Annotated in this window: 13 protein-coding genes; 1 reads left to right on the top strand and 12 read right to left on the bottom strand. The window is 62.4% G+C overall.

Features of this window, described 5'->3' with window-relative positions; genetic code table 11:
* Positions 1 to 14: 14 nt before the first annotated feature.
* The 9 genes from GR212_RS22180 to GR212_RS22140 all read right to left on the bottom strand — a co-directional run bounded on the left by GR212_RS22180 (position 15) and on the right by GR212_RS22140 (position 13,279).
* Positions 15 to 1,793, bottom strand: coding sequence for an adenine deaminase (locus tag GR212_RS22180; RefSeq protein ID WP_163989464.1), 1,779 nt, complete (start codon positions 1,791 to 1,793; stop codon positions 15 to 17).
* Complete coding sequence (locus GR212_RS22175) at positions 1,783 to 2,781, bottom strand: LacI family DNA-binding transcriptional regulator (protein WP_163989462.1); 999 nt, start codon at positions 2,779 to 2,781, stop codon at positions 1,783 to 1,785. Before GR212_RS22175 ends, GR212_RS22180 begins: the two co-directional genes overlap by 11 nt.
* Before the next feature lie 181 nt (positions 2,782 to 2,962).
* A complete protein-coding gene (locus GR212_RS22170) occupies positions 2,963 to 3,538 on the bottom strand; it encodes a LutC/YkgG family protein (protein ID WP_163989460.1) in 576 nt (191 codons plus the stop codon).
* Complete coding sequence (locus GR212_RS22165; RefSeq protein ID WP_163989458.1) at positions 3,535 to 5,115, bottom strand: lactate utilization protein B; 1,581 nt, start codon at positions 5,113 to 5,115, stop codon at positions 3,535 to 3,537. Before GR212_RS22165 ends, GR212_RS22170 begins: the two co-directional genes overlap by 4 nt.
* Positions 5,112 to 5,858 carry a (Fe-S)-binding protein gene (locus GR212_RS22160; protein WP_163989456.1) on the bottom strand — a complete coding sequence of 249 codons (747 nt, stop codon included), beginning with the start codon at positions 5,856 to 5,858 and terminating at the stop codon, positions 5,112 to 5,114. Before GR212_RS22160 ends, GR212_RS22165 begins: the two co-directional genes overlap by 4 nt.
* 10 nt (positions 5,859 to 5,868) lie before the next feature.
* Positions 5,869 to 7,590 carry a ubiquinone-dependent pyruvate dehydrogenase gene (poxB, locus tag GR212_RS22155; RefSeq protein ID WP_163989454.1) on the bottom strand — a complete coding sequence of 574 codons (1,722 nt, stop codon included), beginning with the start codon at positions 7,588 to 7,590 and terminating at the stop codon, positions 5,869 to 5,871.
* Between the two features lie 284 nt (positions 7,591 to 7,874).
* A complete protein-coding gene (locus GR212_RS22150; RefSeq protein ID WP_163989453.1) occupies positions 7,875 to 8,885 on the bottom strand; it encodes a zinc-binding alcohol dehydrogenase family protein in 1,011 nt (336 codons plus the stop codon).
* A gap of 483 nt (positions 8,886 to 9,368) precedes the next feature.
* Positions 9,369 to 11,468: a carboxy terminal-processing peptidase gene (locus tag GR212_RS22145; RefSeq protein WP_163989451.1), complete on the bottom strand. Its 2,100-nt coding sequence runs from the start codon at positions 11,466 to 11,468 to the stop codon at positions 9,369 to 9,371.
* A 356-nt stretch (positions 11,469 to 11,824) separates the two neighbouring features.
* Positions 11,825 to 13,279 carry an MFS transporter gene (locus tag GR212_RS22140; protein ID WP_163989449.1) on the bottom strand — a complete coding sequence of 485 codons (1,455 nt, stop codon included), beginning with the start codon at positions 13,277 to 13,279 and terminating at the stop codon, positions 11,825 to 11,827.
* 112 nt (positions 13,280 to 13,391) lie between these two features.
* On the opposite strand from GR212_RS22140, the gene GR212_RS22135 reads away from it, so the two are divergent.
* Positions 13,392 to 14,267, top strand: a complete 876-nt coding sequence (locus GR212_RS22135) for a helix-turn-helix transcriptional regulator (RefSeq protein WP_163989447.1) — start codon at positions 13,392 to 13,394, stop codon at positions 14,265 to 14,267.
* A gap of 118 nt (positions 14,268 to 14,385) precedes the next feature.
* Here the strand turns inward: GR212_RS22135 and GR212_RS22130 are convergent, their stop codons facing one another.
* From GR212_RS22130 to GR212_RS22120, 3 genes are all read right to left on the bottom strand, one after another.
* A complete protein-coding gene (locus tag GR212_RS22130; RefSeq protein WP_348643503.1) occupies positions 14,386 to 15,126 on the bottom strand; it encodes a hypothetical protein in 741 nt (246 codons plus the stop codon).
* A gap of 92 nt (positions 15,127 to 15,218) precedes the next feature.
* Complete coding sequence (locus tag GR212_RS22125) at positions 15,219 to 16,229, bottom strand: helix-turn-helix domain-containing protein (RefSeq protein ID WP_204326705.1); 1,011 nt, start codon at positions 16,227 to 16,229, stop codon at positions 15,219 to 15,221.
* A gap of 22 nt (positions 16,230 to 16,251) precedes the next feature.
* Complete coding sequence (locus tag GR212_RS22120; protein ID WP_163989445.1) at positions 16,252 to 17,187, bottom strand: 3-hydroxyacyl-CoA dehydrogenase NAD-binding domain-containing protein; 936 nt, start codon at positions 17,185 to 17,187, stop codon at positions 16,252 to 16,254.
* Between the last annotated feature and the right edge of the window lie 5 nt (positions 17,188 to 17,192).

The raw sequence follows: 17,192 nt of genomic DNA, 5'->3' as shown, positions 1-17,192 counted from the left end.
CGCGGCGAGTGACATTAGTTTTGGCTTGCAGCCAGAAGCGGTCTGATTTCCTGAGTGGTTCCGTCGGTCAGTCCGAGATCGGTGACGTGCGGGCCGGGATTGCATGCAAGGCTGGCTCCGACGACTGCCTTGAACGTGCGAACCGGAGGCATCCAGTCGGCGATCGCATCGGCCGCCGCGCGCAACCTGGCGAAATCGTCGGCGACCTCGTGTGCCGGAGCATCCGAAAGCAACCCGCAGACGGGTAGCGCCAGCACCGCCGTGACCTTGCCGTCGGCTGCTGTCGCCATGCCGCCGCCTGCGTCGATGACGGCGTTGGCTGCGGCGGCCATGTCTTCCGGATCGCGGCCGAAGATGGTCAGGTTGTGGCTGTCATGCGATATCGTCGTCGCCAAGGCACCGCGCCAATGGCCCCAGTCTTCCAGGATGCCGATGACCGGCGAGGGGTCTTTTCTGCCATGGCGGTGGATGACCGCCATCAAAAGCATGCTGTCGGGCAGGACGAGCTTGTCGTCCTCGACCTTGACGGTCGCTTCTCCCCATTTCGTGAAGCGGGGGCTGACGACGGTATTGACGCGCGCCTTGGCCATGCCCGGTATTTCGATGCTAAAGTCGGCCGCAGAGAGCTTTCCAAGCTTTACGGTGTCGCGGTACGCATCCGTGGAGACGCGATCGGTGGTTCCGATGAGACTGCCGTCTCTGGCAACCTTGGCTCCCGAGGCATAGACACGGTCGACCACGATTTTGTCGAGATCGGACAGGATGACGATATCGGCGCGGCGGCCGGGCGCGATCAGCCCCAGATCGTAGCGGTTCAGCCACATGGCGGCGTTGAGCGTGGCGGCCCGAATGGCGTCGACCGGGTTCATGCCATAACCGATAAGACGCCGGAGAACGGACGACATCGCTCCATCGCGCACAAGGTCGTCGGGGAAGACGTCGTCGGTGCAGATCGTCAGTGTTTGCGGCAGATGCGGCAGTGTCTTCAGCGCCTCGATCACGCCGGGCAGGACATAGTCGTGGGAGCCGCGAAGCTCGACGGTGAGGCCGGCCCGTAATTTCGCGAGCAGGTCTTCGCCTGAGGTGATCTCGTGATCCGATTGAATCCCGGCAGAGGCAAAAGCCTGCAATTCCTCGCCTTCAAGGCCGCGGGCGTGGCCGCAGACACGCTTGCCGCTGGCAAGTCCGGCCTCGACGATGCCGCGCATCGGCTCGCTTCGCTCAAGCACACCGCGCATGTTCATCACTTCGGCAACGCCGGCAATCTCCGGCCAGCTCAGCATGGTCGTCATCTCGCCAGCCCTGAATTCCGCGCCGGCGAGTTCAAGGCCGGGCGCCGAAGGCACGCAGGAGGGGGCCAGGGTCAGAAAGCGTAGCGGCAGGCTTCGGGTTTCTTCCAGCGCCCACCGAATGCCGTCGAGGCCGGCGACGTTGCCGATTTCATGCGGATCCCAGCAGACTGTTGTCGTTCCCTGGGGGACGGCGGTTTCCGCATACCGTCTCGGCGTCACCATCGAGCTTTCGACGTGCATATGCGTGTCGATAAATCCGGGAGCGATGAAGCGCCCCGTGGCATCGATCGTCTCTCTGGCATCCGTCCTGCCTGCCGGCGCATGCACGCTGGCTATCAGGGGGCCGACAAGGCCGATATCGGCCGCTCTCATCTCCGAGGTCGCGACATCGACAAGCGTTCCGCCGACGATGAGCACATCGAACGGTTCGAGGCCGCGCGCGGCCCGGACGGCACGATCGCGCAGTTCGGAGGAGTTGAGATCATGGGGTTCATTCGGCATGTAAGCCTCCCTTAGCGAGAGCCGATGGGCGCGCGGTTGATTGCCTCACAACGAGGTCTGTCGGGAAAATTCTGCTGGTGTCGGATTCGCCGACCACGAAGGAGAGCGCATGGTTTGCCACCGATTCGAGATCCTGCCGGACGGTGGTCAGAGGAGGCGAGACGATTTGCGCCCACATCAGATCGTCGAAACCGGTGAGCGATATGTCTGCCGGTATGCTGAAACCCCTGTTTTGGGCAGCGATGGCAAAGCCGACGGCGAGGGCGTCGTAGGCGGCTGCACAGGCCGTGAAGCGATGGAGATCGAGCTCGCGGCCGAGGATGCCGCCTGCTTCGAAGGTTGCGTCGCTATATTTCAAGGCCGGCTCGATCCCGGCCGGCCGGAAGACCTCGCACATGCCTTCGACGCGCTCGCGCGCCACCTGCGAATTCTCCGGGCCGGCGAGGACAAGAAGCCTGTCGTGACCAAGCTCGATCAGATGGCGCGCGATCATGCGCCCGCCCTCGCGATGGTCGCTGGCTGCAATGTTGCCGGCGGTGACGGCGCTGTCGATGACGGCAACCGGGACTGAAACGCTCTCCGGCGCAATCGTCGTGCCGCGCGTCGGTATGACGATCAGGGCATCGACGCCGCGGGCGATCATGTTTCGGATTTCGAAATCCTGCTGTTGGGGATCGCTCTGGCTGTCGCCGATCAGGACCGCAAGGCCCCGCTGCTTGGCCGCGCGCTCGATGGCCTGGGCAAAGGCAGGAAACAACGGCTGTCCGATGTTCGGGACCAGCAGCCCGACGGTATTGCTTTTGCCGGTGCGCAGGGCGCGCGCCGTATGATCCGGCACATAGCCCAGCATATCCGCTTCCCGGCGAATCTGCGCGGCCAGGGTCGACGACACCCGCCCCTTGCCGCGCAGGGCATTGGAAACGGTTGCGGTGGACACACCCAGCTTGTCTGCAATTTCGCGAATGGAAGAAGGGCGGGTCTGGCTCATTAGACGATGCGCTCGGATTGGATTGATTAATCGATTAATCAATATTGCGTGCTTTTGCAAGCGGATCTTTTCGGTTCCGCAAACAAGGGCGCGGCCGTTGCGATACCGCCGGCCGCCTTGTTTACCCATCAGCGATGAGAAGAGACGGGAGCGCCATAAGCCGGCATGACAGCTATGTTGTTCAGACCAGCAGGACCGTCAGCGAGCGCACGCCCTGGGCACCGTGGATCAAAACGCCTTCGATATCGGCAGTTGCCGAAGGTCCGGTGTGGAAACTGGCATAGCGGTGATGCCTGAATTCCTCCCGCAGGTAGGCATCCTGAACGGTCGGGACGATATCCGATGGCGACAGCAGGACGATAAGATGTTGGGCGAGATAGGCGACCGCGTTGCACAGGAGCTTCTCATCCGCCAAAAGCACCGAGCCGGTCTCGGCTATGCCGAAGCTCGCGCGAACGATGGCGACATCGACATCGGCAAGATCGCGCGGGTGAGCGACGCTCGCGAGATCGCGGTTGCCGAGAAATTCCGGAACCGCCGACGCGATGACCGCCGCGCCGGGAAATTTGTCGCCGAGAACGGAGGCGATATCGGTCCGTCCGTCGCTAAGGCCGCCCATCGCCTCGAGGTTTTTCAGGAAGACGGCGACAAGATCGCCGCTCTCCGCAAGCGGAAAGTGCGGCAGTTCGGGAAGCGGGTGGTCGCCTTGCGGCCGGTTCGTACGCACCGCCGTCAGGATGGCGTCTCGTGCACTCATTCTCCCTCCTCCTTGCCGCCGTCGGTCCGTTTGAACCATTGGTGGAAGGTCTCCTTCGGCGCATCGGGCATATCACGGCCGCGTGCCGTCCAGCTGTTGAGCGGATTGGCGAGTGCGAAGTTGGGGAGCGTCCGGAGCGCCGAGTCGGCCGTCGCAATCGCGGTTCGATAGAGCTGCGGATGCGACAGGACCGTACCTGCCGCCTTCATCAGCGCCTGCTTGGTCCAGCCGATATCGTGGCTTTCGGAAAGCGCCTTGCGCCAGGCGAAGATCTGCTCGTGAATATTGATCTTGACCGGACAGACATTGCTGCAGGATCCATTCAGCGTCGATGCGAAGGGAAGTGTCGAGTAGCGCTTCCGATCGAAGGTCGGGTCGAGAATGAGGCCGATCGGCCCCGAATAGGTGGCCCCATAGGAGAGCCCGCCCGAGCGGCGATAGACCGGACAGGTGTTCATGCAGGCGCCGCAGCGGATGCATTTCAGGCTTTGCCAGAATTCCGGCTCGGCGAGCCGCGCCGAGCGGCCGTTGTCGACCAGTACGATATGCATCTCGCCGCCCACGCGCGGGGCACGGAAATGCGACGTGTACTGCGTCATCGGCGATCCGAGGGCGGAGCGCGAAAGAAGCCGGATGAAGACGCCGAGATCGGCAATGCGCGGGATCAGCTTTTCGATGCCGATCGAGGCGATATGGAGCGGCGGCACGTTTGACGACAGGTCGGCATTTCCCTCGTTGGTGCAGACCACGAAGCTGCCGGTTTCGGCGACGGCGAAGTTGGCACCGGTCATGCCCGCATCGGCTTCAAGGATGAGGGGCCGGGTCTTCTCGCGCTGTTGCTCTGCCAGGTAATGGACATCGTCGTTGCCGGCATCCGTGCCCAATGTTCTTGCAAACACGTCGGCGACATCGGTCCGCAACTTATGCACGGCAGGCACGACGATATGGCTCGGCGCCTCGTCGTCGAGCTGCTGGATGCGCTCGCCCAGATCGGTTTCGATCACTTCGATGCCGACCCCCGCCATATAGTGCCGGAACCCGGTTTCCTCGGTGAGCATCGATTTCGACTTTATGAGCCGCTTGGCTCCGTGATCGGAGAGAATGCCATGGACGATGCGATTATGCTCGGCGCCATCCTGCGCCCAATGGACATGGACGCCATTGGCCAGCGCCTGGGCTTCGAATTGCTCAAGATAGTCGCCGAGATGAGAAAGCGTGTGCTGCTTGATGGAAGAGGCGAGGTCGCGAAGCTCCTCCCATTCCGGGATGGCACTCATCTGCCTGTCGCGCTTCTGGCGTAGATCCCACAGCCGCTCGTCATGCATCTTCTCATGCCGCTCGGCGTTGATGAAGCGCTGCGCTGCTTCGTCATGGTCGACAGGATGCCGGTGGCTCGGTCTGGCGCCGCGCGGCTGTATTTCCGGCGGCGCTCGCAGCGGTCGGGAGGAGGCTTCTCCGTGATTCAGCCGGCTGCCGTCCGGCCCTCTTGCACCATCATCCTCATTGGCGTGCAGTTCCTCGTGAAGAAGTGCCGGAAGTCCATCCTTCCCGCGGCGGGATTCGATCGGCGTGCTCATACCGGGTCTCCGTTCAGCACCTGAGCGATATGACGGAACTTCAGCGGCAGGCCGAGCCGTCCGGCGCAGCCCTTCTGATGCAGCATGCAGGAACTGTCGGCCGAGACCACGTATTCGGCGCCGGCCGCCGTATGGTCGCGGACCTTGTCCTGCCCCATCTTCACCGAGACCGCGGGTTCGAACACGCTGAAGGTGCCGCCGAAACCGCAGCATTCGTCCGGACGAGCCTTTTCGACGAGTTCGACGCCTTTGACGAGCCGCAGCAGATCGAGCGGTTTGGAATAATGCACGGTGTCCCGGCGCTCCGACATGCTGGCGTGGAAGATCCCCCGAAGCGCATTGCAATTGTTGTGATAGCTCACCTTGTGCGGGAACTCGGCCCAGGGGAGGGCATCGACCTTGAGGATATCGTGCAGGAACTCCACGAGGTCATAGGTCCGCTCGCGCACCTGACGCGTTTCCTCGGTCTGCTCCGCGGCGGTCATATGACATCGTATCTGATGGGTGCAACTGCCTGAGGGCACGACGATATAATCGTAGCCGGCGAAATTGCGCACGAACAGTTCCTCGGTTGCCTTCGCTTCGGCATGACAGCCGGAATTGACCATGGGCTGACCGCAGCAGGTCTGGTCGAACGGGTATTCCGGATCGATGCCGAAACGTCGCAAAAGCCTGAGCGTGGCGATGCCGACCTCGGGTTCGAAAGCATCCATGTAGCAAGGGACGAAAAGAGCGACACGCATGACAAACACCTCAATGCAGGAGGTTGACCGTTGCGAGCTCGACCACCTCGTCGCCACGCCCGGAGAGGATGGCGCGCAGCATGTAGAGGCTGAAGCCCTTCGCTTGCGCCGCCTGGATGCGCGGCGGCACGGAAAGCTCGTGCCGTGCCGTCACGACGTCGACAAGCGCCGGTCCGTCATGGGCGAGCGCCTCGATGAGGGCCGGCTCCAGCGCCTCTGAATCCTCCACCCGAATGCCCTTCAATCCGATCGCCTCCGCAACCTCCGCGAAGTTTGGATTTTGAAGTTCAACGTTCGTGCCGGGATGACCGGATGCCTTCATCTCCATCTCGACGAAGCCGAGCGTGCCATTGTTGATGACGACGATCTTGACCGGCAGCTTCAGCTGAATGGTCGTCAGAAGCTCTCCCATCAACATGGCAAGGCCGCCGTCGCCCGACAGCGATATGACCTGCCGCCCGGGGAACGCAGCCTGCGCGCCGAGGGATTGCGGCATGGCATTGGCCATCGAGCCGTGATTGAAGGAGCCGAGCAGACGCCTGCGGCCGTTCATGTGAAGATAGCGTGCCGCCCAGATCACCGGCGTTCCGACATCGGCCGTGAAGATCGCGTCATCCGCCGCGACCTTGTCCAGCACGGCCGCGACATATTGCGGATGCAGCGGCTCACCGGCCGGGCGAGGCTTGGCAAGCTCATCCAATCCCTTGCGAGCGGATGCGTAATGCCGGACCGCATTGTCCAGGAACGAACGGTCGCGCCCTTCCTCGATCGTCGGGATCAGTGCCGTCGCGAAGACCCCGGCGTCGGCGACGACGGCAAGATCGAGCGGCGTGCGCCGGCCCAGCGCCGCCGGATCGACATCCACCTGGATGATCTTGGCGTGCTCCGGATAGAAATCACGATAGGGGAAATCCGTCCCGAGCATGAGCAGCGCGTCGCATTCCTTCAGCGCATGATAGCCCGACGAAAAGCCGATCAGCCCCGTCATCCCCACATCGAATGGATTGTCCCATTCGACATGTTCCTTTCCACGGAAGGCATGGACGACCGGTGCGGCCAGTCGGTCGGCCAGCGCGACGACGGCATCGTGCGCGCCGGCGCAGCCGGAACCTGCAAGGATGGCGACGCGACCCGCGCTGGAAAGGATCGCCGCTGCTTTTTCGATATCTCCCGGCACGGGCGCCGGAGCGGCGGCCGAGGGCGGCGCAAAGGCCGGCACATTGCCGGGCACCTCGAGCAGGGACACGTCCCCGGGCAACACGATGACGGCGACGCCTTTCTTGCCAATCGCCGTGCGCATGGCGCGGTGCAGAAGCTCCGGCATCTGCCGCGGGTTGGTTACCATCTCGCAGAAATGGCTGCACTCGCGAAACAGCTCCGTCGGATGGGTTTCCTGGAAATAGCCAAGGCCAATTTCGCTGGAGGGGATGTGGCTGGCGATGGCAAGCACGGGGACGTGGTTGCGATGGCAGTCGAACAGCCCGTTGATCAGATGAAGATTGCCAGGACCGCAGCTCCCCGCGCAGACGCCGAGCTGTCCCGTCACGGCGGCGTCCGCTCCGGCAGCGAAGGCGCCCGCTTCCTCATGGCGGACATGCATGAAGGCGATGCGGCCGTCCTTTGCAAGCTGCCAGTTGACGGCGTTCAGGCTGTCGCCCGTCACGCCCCAAATTCGTTCAACGCCGGCATCGGCGAGGGTCTGCACCAGAAGTTCTGCGATTGTCTTTGGCATGGCGTCACCGTTCAATAGATCTGTATCGATTTTTGAAATTCACCTTGAGCCTGGCCAGGTGAGCCACCCGGCACGGCGATGGCAAAACAGTCTACGCGTCGTCGCACAGCATTCTGTGCTTCGACCAACGTGTCACAAAATTAGCTCGGCGTCATGTTCAGGCCCGATCTTTTCGAGTTCTGTTGCCGAGGGTCACCACGGCAGAAAGGCGGAATGGATAGCGCCTCCGCGAAAATGCGATGCCGGCGTGCAGCATTGCTGAACCCCGACATGGCTCGGCAACCTCAAGACCATCCTTCAAGCACGATCTTGCCGCGCGCCGTGCCGGCTTCGACACGCGCATGGGCCTCGCGCAGTGTCGCAGCCGAGATGGGCGACAATCGCTCCGTCATGGTGCTGACCACCCTGCCGGCATCCACCAGCGCCGCCACTTCGTTCAGCAGGCGGTGCTGTTCGATCATGTCGGCGGTCTGATACATGGCTCGGCCGAACATGAATTCCCAATGGACGGACAGCATTTTCGACTTGAGTTCGACGATATCGAGCATGTCCGGATCATCGATGCAGGCAATGCGCCCCTGTGGACCGATGAGCCTTCCGATCTCCGGAAGATGCTCCTTCGTATGGGTGGTCGAAAAGACAAACCCCGGCGCCCCGACGCCGAGGGCCGCATAAGCCTTGTCGAGCGGCTGGCGATAGTCGATGACATGGTGGGCGCCGAGCGAGCGGGCGCGTGCCTCCCCTTCCGGAAGCGAGGCGGTCGTGACGATGGTCAACTCGGTCATGGCCTTGGCCAACTGGATCGCGATCGAGCCGACGCCGCCGCTGCCAACGATAAGGATGGCATTGGCGCCGGGGACCGGTCTGTGAACGTCCAGCCGATCGAAGAGAGCCTCCCAGGCCGTGATGGATGTGAGGGGCAGTGCTGCTGCGGCGGCCCAATCGAGCGACGCCGGCTTTCGGCCGGCAAGGCGTTCGTCGACCGCGTGCAGCTCGGCGTTGGTGCCCGGCCGGGTAATGTCTCCGGCGTAAAACACCTCGTCGCCGGGCTTGAAGAGAGTTGCCTCCGGCCCGACGGCCTCGACGATGCCTGCGGCGTCGTAGCCGAGGATCTTGGCACCCCCATCCTTCGGCTCCACGCCCATGCGGACTTTCGTATCGACCGGATTGACCGATATCGCATGGACGCGCACGAGGAGATCGTGCGGCTGCAAAGAAGGGGGCGGTATTGTCAGGTCGACGAGAGAATCCGAGTTCCGGATCGGTCCAGCGCGATAGTAACCGACGGCCTTCATGCGGTTCTCCTGCAAAAAGCGATGGTGATCTGCGTCCGTTGCCGGCAATCATCGATCAGTTTCGGATGACTGCAGCTGGAACGGCCGTGCTCGGAAAGTCCCAAGCCGGTCAGTAGCTTTTTGCGGCATGCCGTTGATAGCAGCGTCTTGCGATTTATTGTTTCTGCTTGCTCCGGCGATCCGTGCGACGGGAAGGGGGATTCCGGGCAGGTTTGCGTCCGTGCCAACAGAGAGACAGCGGCCGACGCTGCGCGTCTTTACTATGACGGCAGGCAATCACCCCGAATCTGTCGTATTGTGGTTATCCCCGAACCATATGAGCGGCGAGGCCGCTCCGGTCAGCGATGGCAGGCTGGTAAGCCCACCTGGCGGCGTAGCGGCAAGCTCCGGCGCCGTCCGGGTACGACTATAGGGTTGGGATGCCGCATCGCGACCCCTTCGAGACTACCGGCCAAAACGGGCGCAACGTCGCCGGATTCCGGATTATTGTGCCGCCGTCTTCTTGGGGGCGCTTGCCTGCAGATCCGCTTCGTCGGCCAGAATGGCGGCTGCCTCGTTCAGCAGCACGTCTTTCGCATTCTTGCGCGCTTTCTCCAGGGCGATATCGGCGCTCAGGCTACGCTCGTTGGCCTGAAGACCGTCGTCTTCACCGGTGTCGACGCCATCGTTGATCTGGTTTCGCGATTTGAGCCGATCGGCCTGCTCCGCCAGTTCCTTGCGGCGCTCCGCTTCGTTGAGCGAAATGGCCTTCTTCTCGCGCTGCTCCTTCAGGACCGCAATGTCTTCCACAAAGCGCTGGAAATCCGGATCCTTTTGCACACGAGCGTCGTGACGGCTCTGCAACTGCGGCAGCAATGCCTTTATGTCGCCGGCAGGCTCATAATTGGCAGGCTTCACCTGTGTCCACGGCAAGGCGTTGTCGTAGCTCGATTCTCCGAAAGTCGCGAGATCGGAAAGGCCCGGCAGGCTGATATCCGGGGTCACGCCGCGCAACTGCGTCGTGCCGCCGTCGACACGGAAGAACTGGGCGACCGTCAACTTCAGCTCGCCGAATTTCGGCTTGAGATTGTGAGCCACCTGATCAAGGTTGACGACGGTCTGCACCGTGCCCTTGCCGAAGCTGGGTTCTCCGACGATCACGCCTCGGCCATAGTCCTGTATGGCAGCTGCGAAAATTTCGGAAGCCGACGCCGAGCCGCGGTTGATGAGCACGCCGACGGGGCCGGTCCAGGCCGGTGCGGAGAGATCGTCGCTCTCCACCTCCACGGCACCACCTGCATCGCGTTGCTGCACCACCGGGCCCTTGCCGACAAACAGGCCCGTCAGATCGATCGCTTCGGACAGCGATCCGCCGCCATTGTTGCGCAGGTCGATCAACACGCCGTCGACCTTGTCCTGCTTCAGTTCGCCGAGGAGCTTGGCGACGTCGCGGCTGGCGCTGCGGTAATCCTTGTCGCCTTTTCGCCGCGCGTCGAAATCCTCATAGAAAGCCGGCAGGGTAATCACCCCGATCTTGCGCGTGGCGTCGCCATCCTTCACCGAAAGGACCGTCTTCTTGGCAGCCTGCTTCTCCAGGCTGATCTTGTCGCGCACCAGGCTGATGAGGCTATGCTTGCCATCCGGCCCCGCATCCGCCGGCAAGATGTCCAGCCGCACCACCGACCCCTTCGCGCCGCGGATCATCTGCACGATTTCGTCGAGGCGCGTCCCCACGACTTCCTTGATCGGGCCGCTCTCGCCCTGACCGACGCCGATGATGCGGTCGCCGACGGCAAGCTTGCCAGACAGCTGCGCCGGGCCGCCGGCCACGAGCTCGCGGATCGTCGTGTAGTCGTCTCTCTCCTGCAGCACCGCGCCGATGCCAACCAGCGAGAGCTTCATCGAGATATCGAATTCAGCCGAGGCGGTGGCGCCGAAATAATCGGAATGCGGATCGACCGACGTTGTGTAGGCGTCCATGAACGACTGGAACACATCGTCGCTCTTGTACTTGTAGGCGCGCTCGAGCGAGTTTTGATAACGCTTGTCGAGCGTATCGCGAATGGAGGCATCGTCCTTGCCCGCCAGCTTCAGGCGCAGCCAGTCGTTCTTGACGCGCTTGCGCCACAGATCGTTGCTTTCCGCTACAGACTGGGGCCAGGGGCCCTTGTCGCGCACCAGCGGATAGTCCTCCTGGACGCTGAAGTCGAACTTCTGCTTGAGCAGGCTGCGCGCGTAGCTCATGCGATCGACGACACGCTGCTCATAAAGGTTGAAAATGGCAAACGGGATATTCAGGTCTTCCTGCTCGATGGCGTCATCGATCTTGGTGCTGCCGGCCATGAACTTGTCGATATCGGCCTGCAGGAAGAGGACACGGTCCGGATCCAGAGACTTGATGAACCGATCCATGATCTTCACCGAAAGGGCATCGTCCAGGGGAACCGGCTTGTAGTGAAAGCGCGTCAGAAATTGCGATGTCAGGTGAGCAGCTTGCGCCTGCTGCGGCAGCGGTGTCAAAACTGGCGGTGAGCCGGCGTCCAGAGCATATGCCGAGGGAGCAATTGCCAGGAACATCCAGAGGAAACCATATTTCATACGCATCAAGCTCTGACCCGATTCTCAACGTTAACTGTTCAATCTATAATCTAGGTGGAACAATTATGGTTTTTTGGCAACCAGACAGATGCATTCCTTGAGGAAAGATTTCCGGAAGGGGCAGCGTTGGCCGGGCGCGAAGCGATGGCTTCGATGCACCGGTGCTCGGCTTCGAAGCCGAAAAACATCATAGAAATCACCCGCATCGTTCCGTCGCGCAAGCGCGGGGCCGGATCGGTGCGGCTGCAAGATCCTTTGCTCCTGCAGCCGGGATGGCGGTCTTCAAAAAGACGCTACCGAGCGACTTTTGCCACTCGGCAGGTCCCGATCCTGCGCATGACGGGAAGCGCCGATCGGCGGGATCAATCCGGCGCCACGATCAGCGTCTCATCGATTTCGACGTTCTCTTCCGGACGGCCACGCTGGCGGACCAGGCGCACAAGCGTGGCCAGCAGCAGGATGGCCATCAGCCCGAGTTCCACGGTGATGGCCGTGACTCCGGCCGCAAGATAGAGGCCCGAATATTGCAGGACCTGGGCGAACACGGCACCCAGGATCGCCGGTCCGAGGCCCAGTGAAACCTGCTGCATGGTCGCGAGCATGGCGCTGCCTGCGCCGGCATGTTCGTGCGGCACGTCCGCAAGCCCCAAGCGGTAGAAGCAGTTGACGATCAGCGCCTGGCCGAACCCGATCAGGATGGTGGACGGGATGAGGTTGATGACGCCCGGCTGCGGCCAGACCATCTTCAGCGTCACGATGAGCAGCACGAGCCCGGTCATCTGGATCAGGCAGCCCGTCACCAGCATGGCCTCGCGGCGGATGCCGGCAAGCCGGCGCGTGGCGAAGACGGCGGAGACGAAATAGGAGCCGCCGAGCGCGATCAGGGCATTGCCCGATTGCAGCGGCGTCAGGCCGGCGCCGGCCTGCAGCGTCAGGGCCAGGATGAACATGAAGCCGCTCCAGCAGGTGAAGAAGATGATCGCGATCAGCCCGCCGAAACGCATGCTGGAAATGCGGGTCAGCGAGGGCGGCAGGATCGGGAAGGCGCCGCGCGCCTCCTTTGCCCGCTGGATGCGCCAGAGGAGCGCCATCAGCGGCAGGATCGGCACGAAGCCGAGAAGGCACAGCCAGTTCCAATGCAGGGACGGGCCAAGCGCCGTCGGGAGCAGCACTGAAAGCGTCAGGAGCGCCAGCGTCACCATACCGGACCAGTCAACCGGGACTTTGCCGTGGCCACGCGTCTCGGGAACGTAGCGCCACATGCTCAAGAGAATCAGGATGCAGATCGGCAGGTTGATGAGGAAGATGCTGCGCCAGCCGGAGCCGGCGATATCGGCGGAGATCAGGAAGCCGCCGAGAACCTGGCCGACAATGAAGGCAATGCCGCCGATCGCGCCATAGAGCGCAACGGCACGCGCATGGTCGCGCCCGGTCAGGCTGACATGGATGGTCGCCAGCACCTGCGGCACCATCAATGCCGCCGCGATCCCCTGCAATGCGCGGGCAACGATGAGGAAGGTGACGGATGTGGCCACCCCGCACAGCAGAGACGCAAGGCAAAACATCAGGACCGCCAGGCCGAACATGCGCCTCCGGCCGAAATTGTCGCCGAGACGCGCGCCCATTGCCAGGCAGACGGCAAAGGCGACGCCATAGGCGGCAACGAAGAGTTCGAGTTCCGTCTCGCCGGCGTGCAGCGAGGTGGAGATGGCGGCAAGGCCGACATTGATGATGGAAAAATCGAGCTGCAGCAGCAATTGCCCGGCAAGCAGAATCATCAGGCCGACTTGGCCGAGCCGGATTGGTGCGGATGACATGGGGACCTCAGAGCATTTCCGAAATAAGTTTCACACCCTTCTACACCCATGATAAACTGGTACAAGACATCTATTTAGACTGGTATAAAAAGTGATAGGCTGGAGAGAGGACATGCACGGCACGCCCGATATCGTCACCAACCACTCGCCATCGCGGGCGCAGGAACTCGGCGAGATGTTGCGCCGACGGCGGGAAACGCTGGATCCCAAGCGACTCGGCCTTGGCCGCGCTGGTCGGGTTCGTACACCGGGATTGCGACGGGAAGAAGTGGCGGCGCGTGCCGATATCGGCATCACCTGGTACACGAAGCTTGAACAGGGCCGGCCGATCCGCGTCTCGCCGCGCGTCCTTCTCTCCGTCGCCCAGGTTCTCGAATTCAATGAGGTCGAGACGGAACACCTGTTCAAGCTGGCCAGCCTGCCGGCCCCGCTGCGACCTGAGAATTCGCGCGTCTGCGAGCCGCTCACCGCGGCAAGCCAGCAAATTCTCGACCAGCTCTGTCCCTATCCCGCCCTGATCCAGACGAAGCGCTACAACATACGCGGCTTCAACGAAGCCTACCGCCGCCTGGTCGGCGTCGATCTACATGCGGTTCCACCCGAGGACCGGAACTGTATCTACCTGTCTCTCGTCAACCCCGCCTGGCGCGCAAGCCAGGCCGATCCCGACGAGATGCTGGCAAACATGGCCGCCTTGTTCCGTGCCTCCATGGCCGAGCATCTCGACGATCCGGCCTGGGAGCGGCAGCTCGAGCGCTACATGAGCGCCTCGGACCAGTTCCGCATCGTCTGGGATCGCTACCAGCTCAAAGGCATAGAGAATATCGTGAAGCGGTTCCGTCTGGCGGACGGCACGATCCTTGCTCTGCAATCCAACAACTGGTGGGCAAGCCCCAGCAACGACGACCGGATGATCGTCTACACGCCGACCGACGAAGCCGGCGCGGAGCGTCTGAAGGCCATGATGAAACGCCAGCGGATCTGTTGAAAGGCCGAGACGGGCTCGGCCTCCTCGGTAAAGCTTAGGGCGTGGCGCTCATGACGCCCGGAGGCCAGCCACGATGTCGTGATCGTCGATGCCAGTATTTATGTGAAACGAGAGCTGTTCAATCCGGCCGGGCGCGAACCACGCGCGCCGCGCGCCGCTGCCGGGTTTCTTCGAGCGCGCATTGAAAGTTCGCGTCGGTCTGGGCGTGGCGGGCGAGATCGTCGAGGAACTCGGCGACGGCTTGAACGGTTTCGACCACAACATATCGCAGCCCTGCTCCGGCATCGATGGAATCACGGCCGATATTGACCCCGAAACCACCCGCTACCTTGCGAAACCATGCTGACCGCCAGCCGCGGAAGGCGGCCGGATCCGATCGAAATTCATCAAGCAGGGTCTTTTGCCGATCGATCCGGGCAAGGAAAATCGCAACCACATCCGTCGCTTTCGCTTGCGGCTTTTCAGCCATCTTGGCCGACCATTTCTGGAAGAACAGGGGCGCGGTTGGCGGGGTTTCCGCCTCGTCCTCATCAATCACGCTTGTCGCAGGCAGATCCGGGACCGGTGCATCGGGCTGCGGCGCAGGCGAACCGAACGATGGTTCCCGCTCTTCCGCCAAATTCTGCTGCAGTTCGAAGGTCAGGTTGCCCCAGATCGATTTCGGTTGCTCGGGAGCTTTTGTTCTCTTCCGGCGGGTTGTTTTGATTTCGACGATGAAGGGCTTGGGCTGTTTAGGCATGGGTTCCGGGGCGTGGTGTCGACGGTGAGTTGCTGCTTGCGGGTGATCACCGAGGAATGCCAGAGGGGACTGGCGCCCGAGATCGCTGAATATTGATTGCTTATGGTTAACGCAGTGCACGCCTACACGAAACGGCTACGCCGGGCAATGCCAAGATTCCATGCAAGCCGGCGGCGCCGGAAACATGGTCTATCGCCATTTCACCATGGACCTTATCGTCTCGGCTGCAGTCTAAGTCCCATATTTCGCGCATAGGCCGCCGGCGTGCATCCCATATGGCGATGAAACCGCCGGGTAAAGTGGCTCTGATCGGCAAAGCCGACCGTCAGCGCGACATCGACAAGGGAAAGCCGGCCCTGTTGAATAAGCCCCTTTGCCCGTTCGATGCGCATTCGTTCGACATAGCTCATCGGCGTTTCGCCGAGGCTGTTTTTGAACAGGCGCGCGAAGTGGAAGCGGCTGACGCCCGCTATCGCGGCCAGTTCGAGCAATCCGATCGTCGATTGCATGTTGTCTTCGATGTAGCTCATGATCTTGCCGATCGTCCTTGCGGTCAGCGAAGGCGGACCGGTGTCGATCGCGGCATCGAAGGCATTGTAGTTGCGCAGGAGATGGACGACGACCGCGCACGACACGGCATCGACGATCAGGCGTTGCGCCGGATGCGGCGGCTTGCCGAGTTCGTCCGCGAACAGCCGGGCGAAGCACTCGATATTCGTATCCCTGGCGCCGAAATTGTTCAGAAGCTCGATGTCGCCGCCGACCTCTTCCGCTGCCCGCGCGATCAGTTCCGTCGGGATACGAATGCGTGTCGAGGCCGGGAAGTCGCCTTCCCAGCTTGCTTCATGACCGGCGGGCATCAGAACCGACATTCCGATCGAAAGGCGGCCGTCATGGACCCTGCCAGCGCGTTTCTGGATGAGGCGTCCGCCGACCGTCGTGCAATAGGCGAGCACATGATGGTCGTATGCGGGCACATTCTTCATGTTCACCTGCATGCGCTCGTAGGTGTCGATCGTCGCACCCGACCAGCCGCGGTTGCGGCTCGTCGCGAGGGGGGCTTCCGTTACCCTGTCGATAACCGAAGCAATCGTTATCCTGTCCGCCGACACCGGCCGCGCCGCTTCGCCATGCTCCGCTTCCGGCCGAACATCATCCAGGCTCTGGGCCATCAGGCGGGCAGCGACATGCAACCTGTCGCTTTCCACCCTTTCGTTCGTCAAATGGCAGCGCATCCCTCTGCACTCAGTCTTCGCTGCGTCGCAGGGAAAGCAGGCCGGCAAGCACATCGTCCCGATAGGTCTCGAGCTCGCCGATCGAGCGGGCCTGCACCATCTCGTGAACGCCATCGATGACCTTCGCACGCACCTCCGGCGTCAGCTCCGGCTGGCCGAGAACGCCCCACCAAGCGGTCATCGGTCCGGTGAACTGCTCGAAGAAATGCTCGATCCCGCCATGGCCGCCGCCGAGATGGTAGAGCAGGCTCGGCCCCATGATGCCCCAGCGCAGGCCGGGGCCCCAGCTGACAGCGGCATCCGCATCGGCGACGCTGACGACATCCTGGGAGATCAGATAGACAATCTCGCGATAAAGGGCCGCCTGCAGCCGGTTCGCGACATGGCCGGGTACTTCCTTGCGGAGACGGATCGTCCGCTTGCCGAGGCCGCGATAAAATGCCGTCGCGCGCGCAATCGTCTCCTCGGAGGTGGCTGCCCCGCCGACGATTTCGACGAGCGGGATGAGATGGGGCGGATTGAAGGGATGGCCGATGACGCAACGCTCGGGATGCCGTTCGCAGGCCGACTGGATGGTGCTCGCCGTCAATCCCGACGAACTCGATGCGATCACGACATCGGCGGGAAGGATCTCGTCGAGATGGTGATAGAGTTCCTTCTTGAATTCGATCCGTTCCGGGCCGTTCTCCTGGATGAAGTCGGCCCCGGCGACCGCGTCGTCGAGTACCGCGGTGAATTGCAGTTTCGACGGGACTGCGCCGGGCGCCAGGCCTGATTGCTCCAGCGCCGGCCATGCGGCCTCGACGAAGTCCCGAAGCCGCTTCTCCGCATCGGGCGCGATGTCGGTTGCGATCACGTCCAGCCCTTTGGCGAGAAACAACGCCGCCCAGCTGGCGCCGATGACACCGGTGCCGATGATGGCGACACGACGAATCTCTTTGCTCATGGTCT

This window comes from Martinezella lusitana, from assembly GCF_010668395.1.
In the GTDB taxonomy this organism is placed as follows: Bacteria; Pseudomonadota; Alphaproteobacteria; order Rhizobiales; family Rhizobiaceae; genus Rhizobium; species Rhizobium lusitanum_A.
Note: the sequence above shows the minus strand (reverse complement) of the source record. Positions and strands in the feature narration are given on the sequence as shown.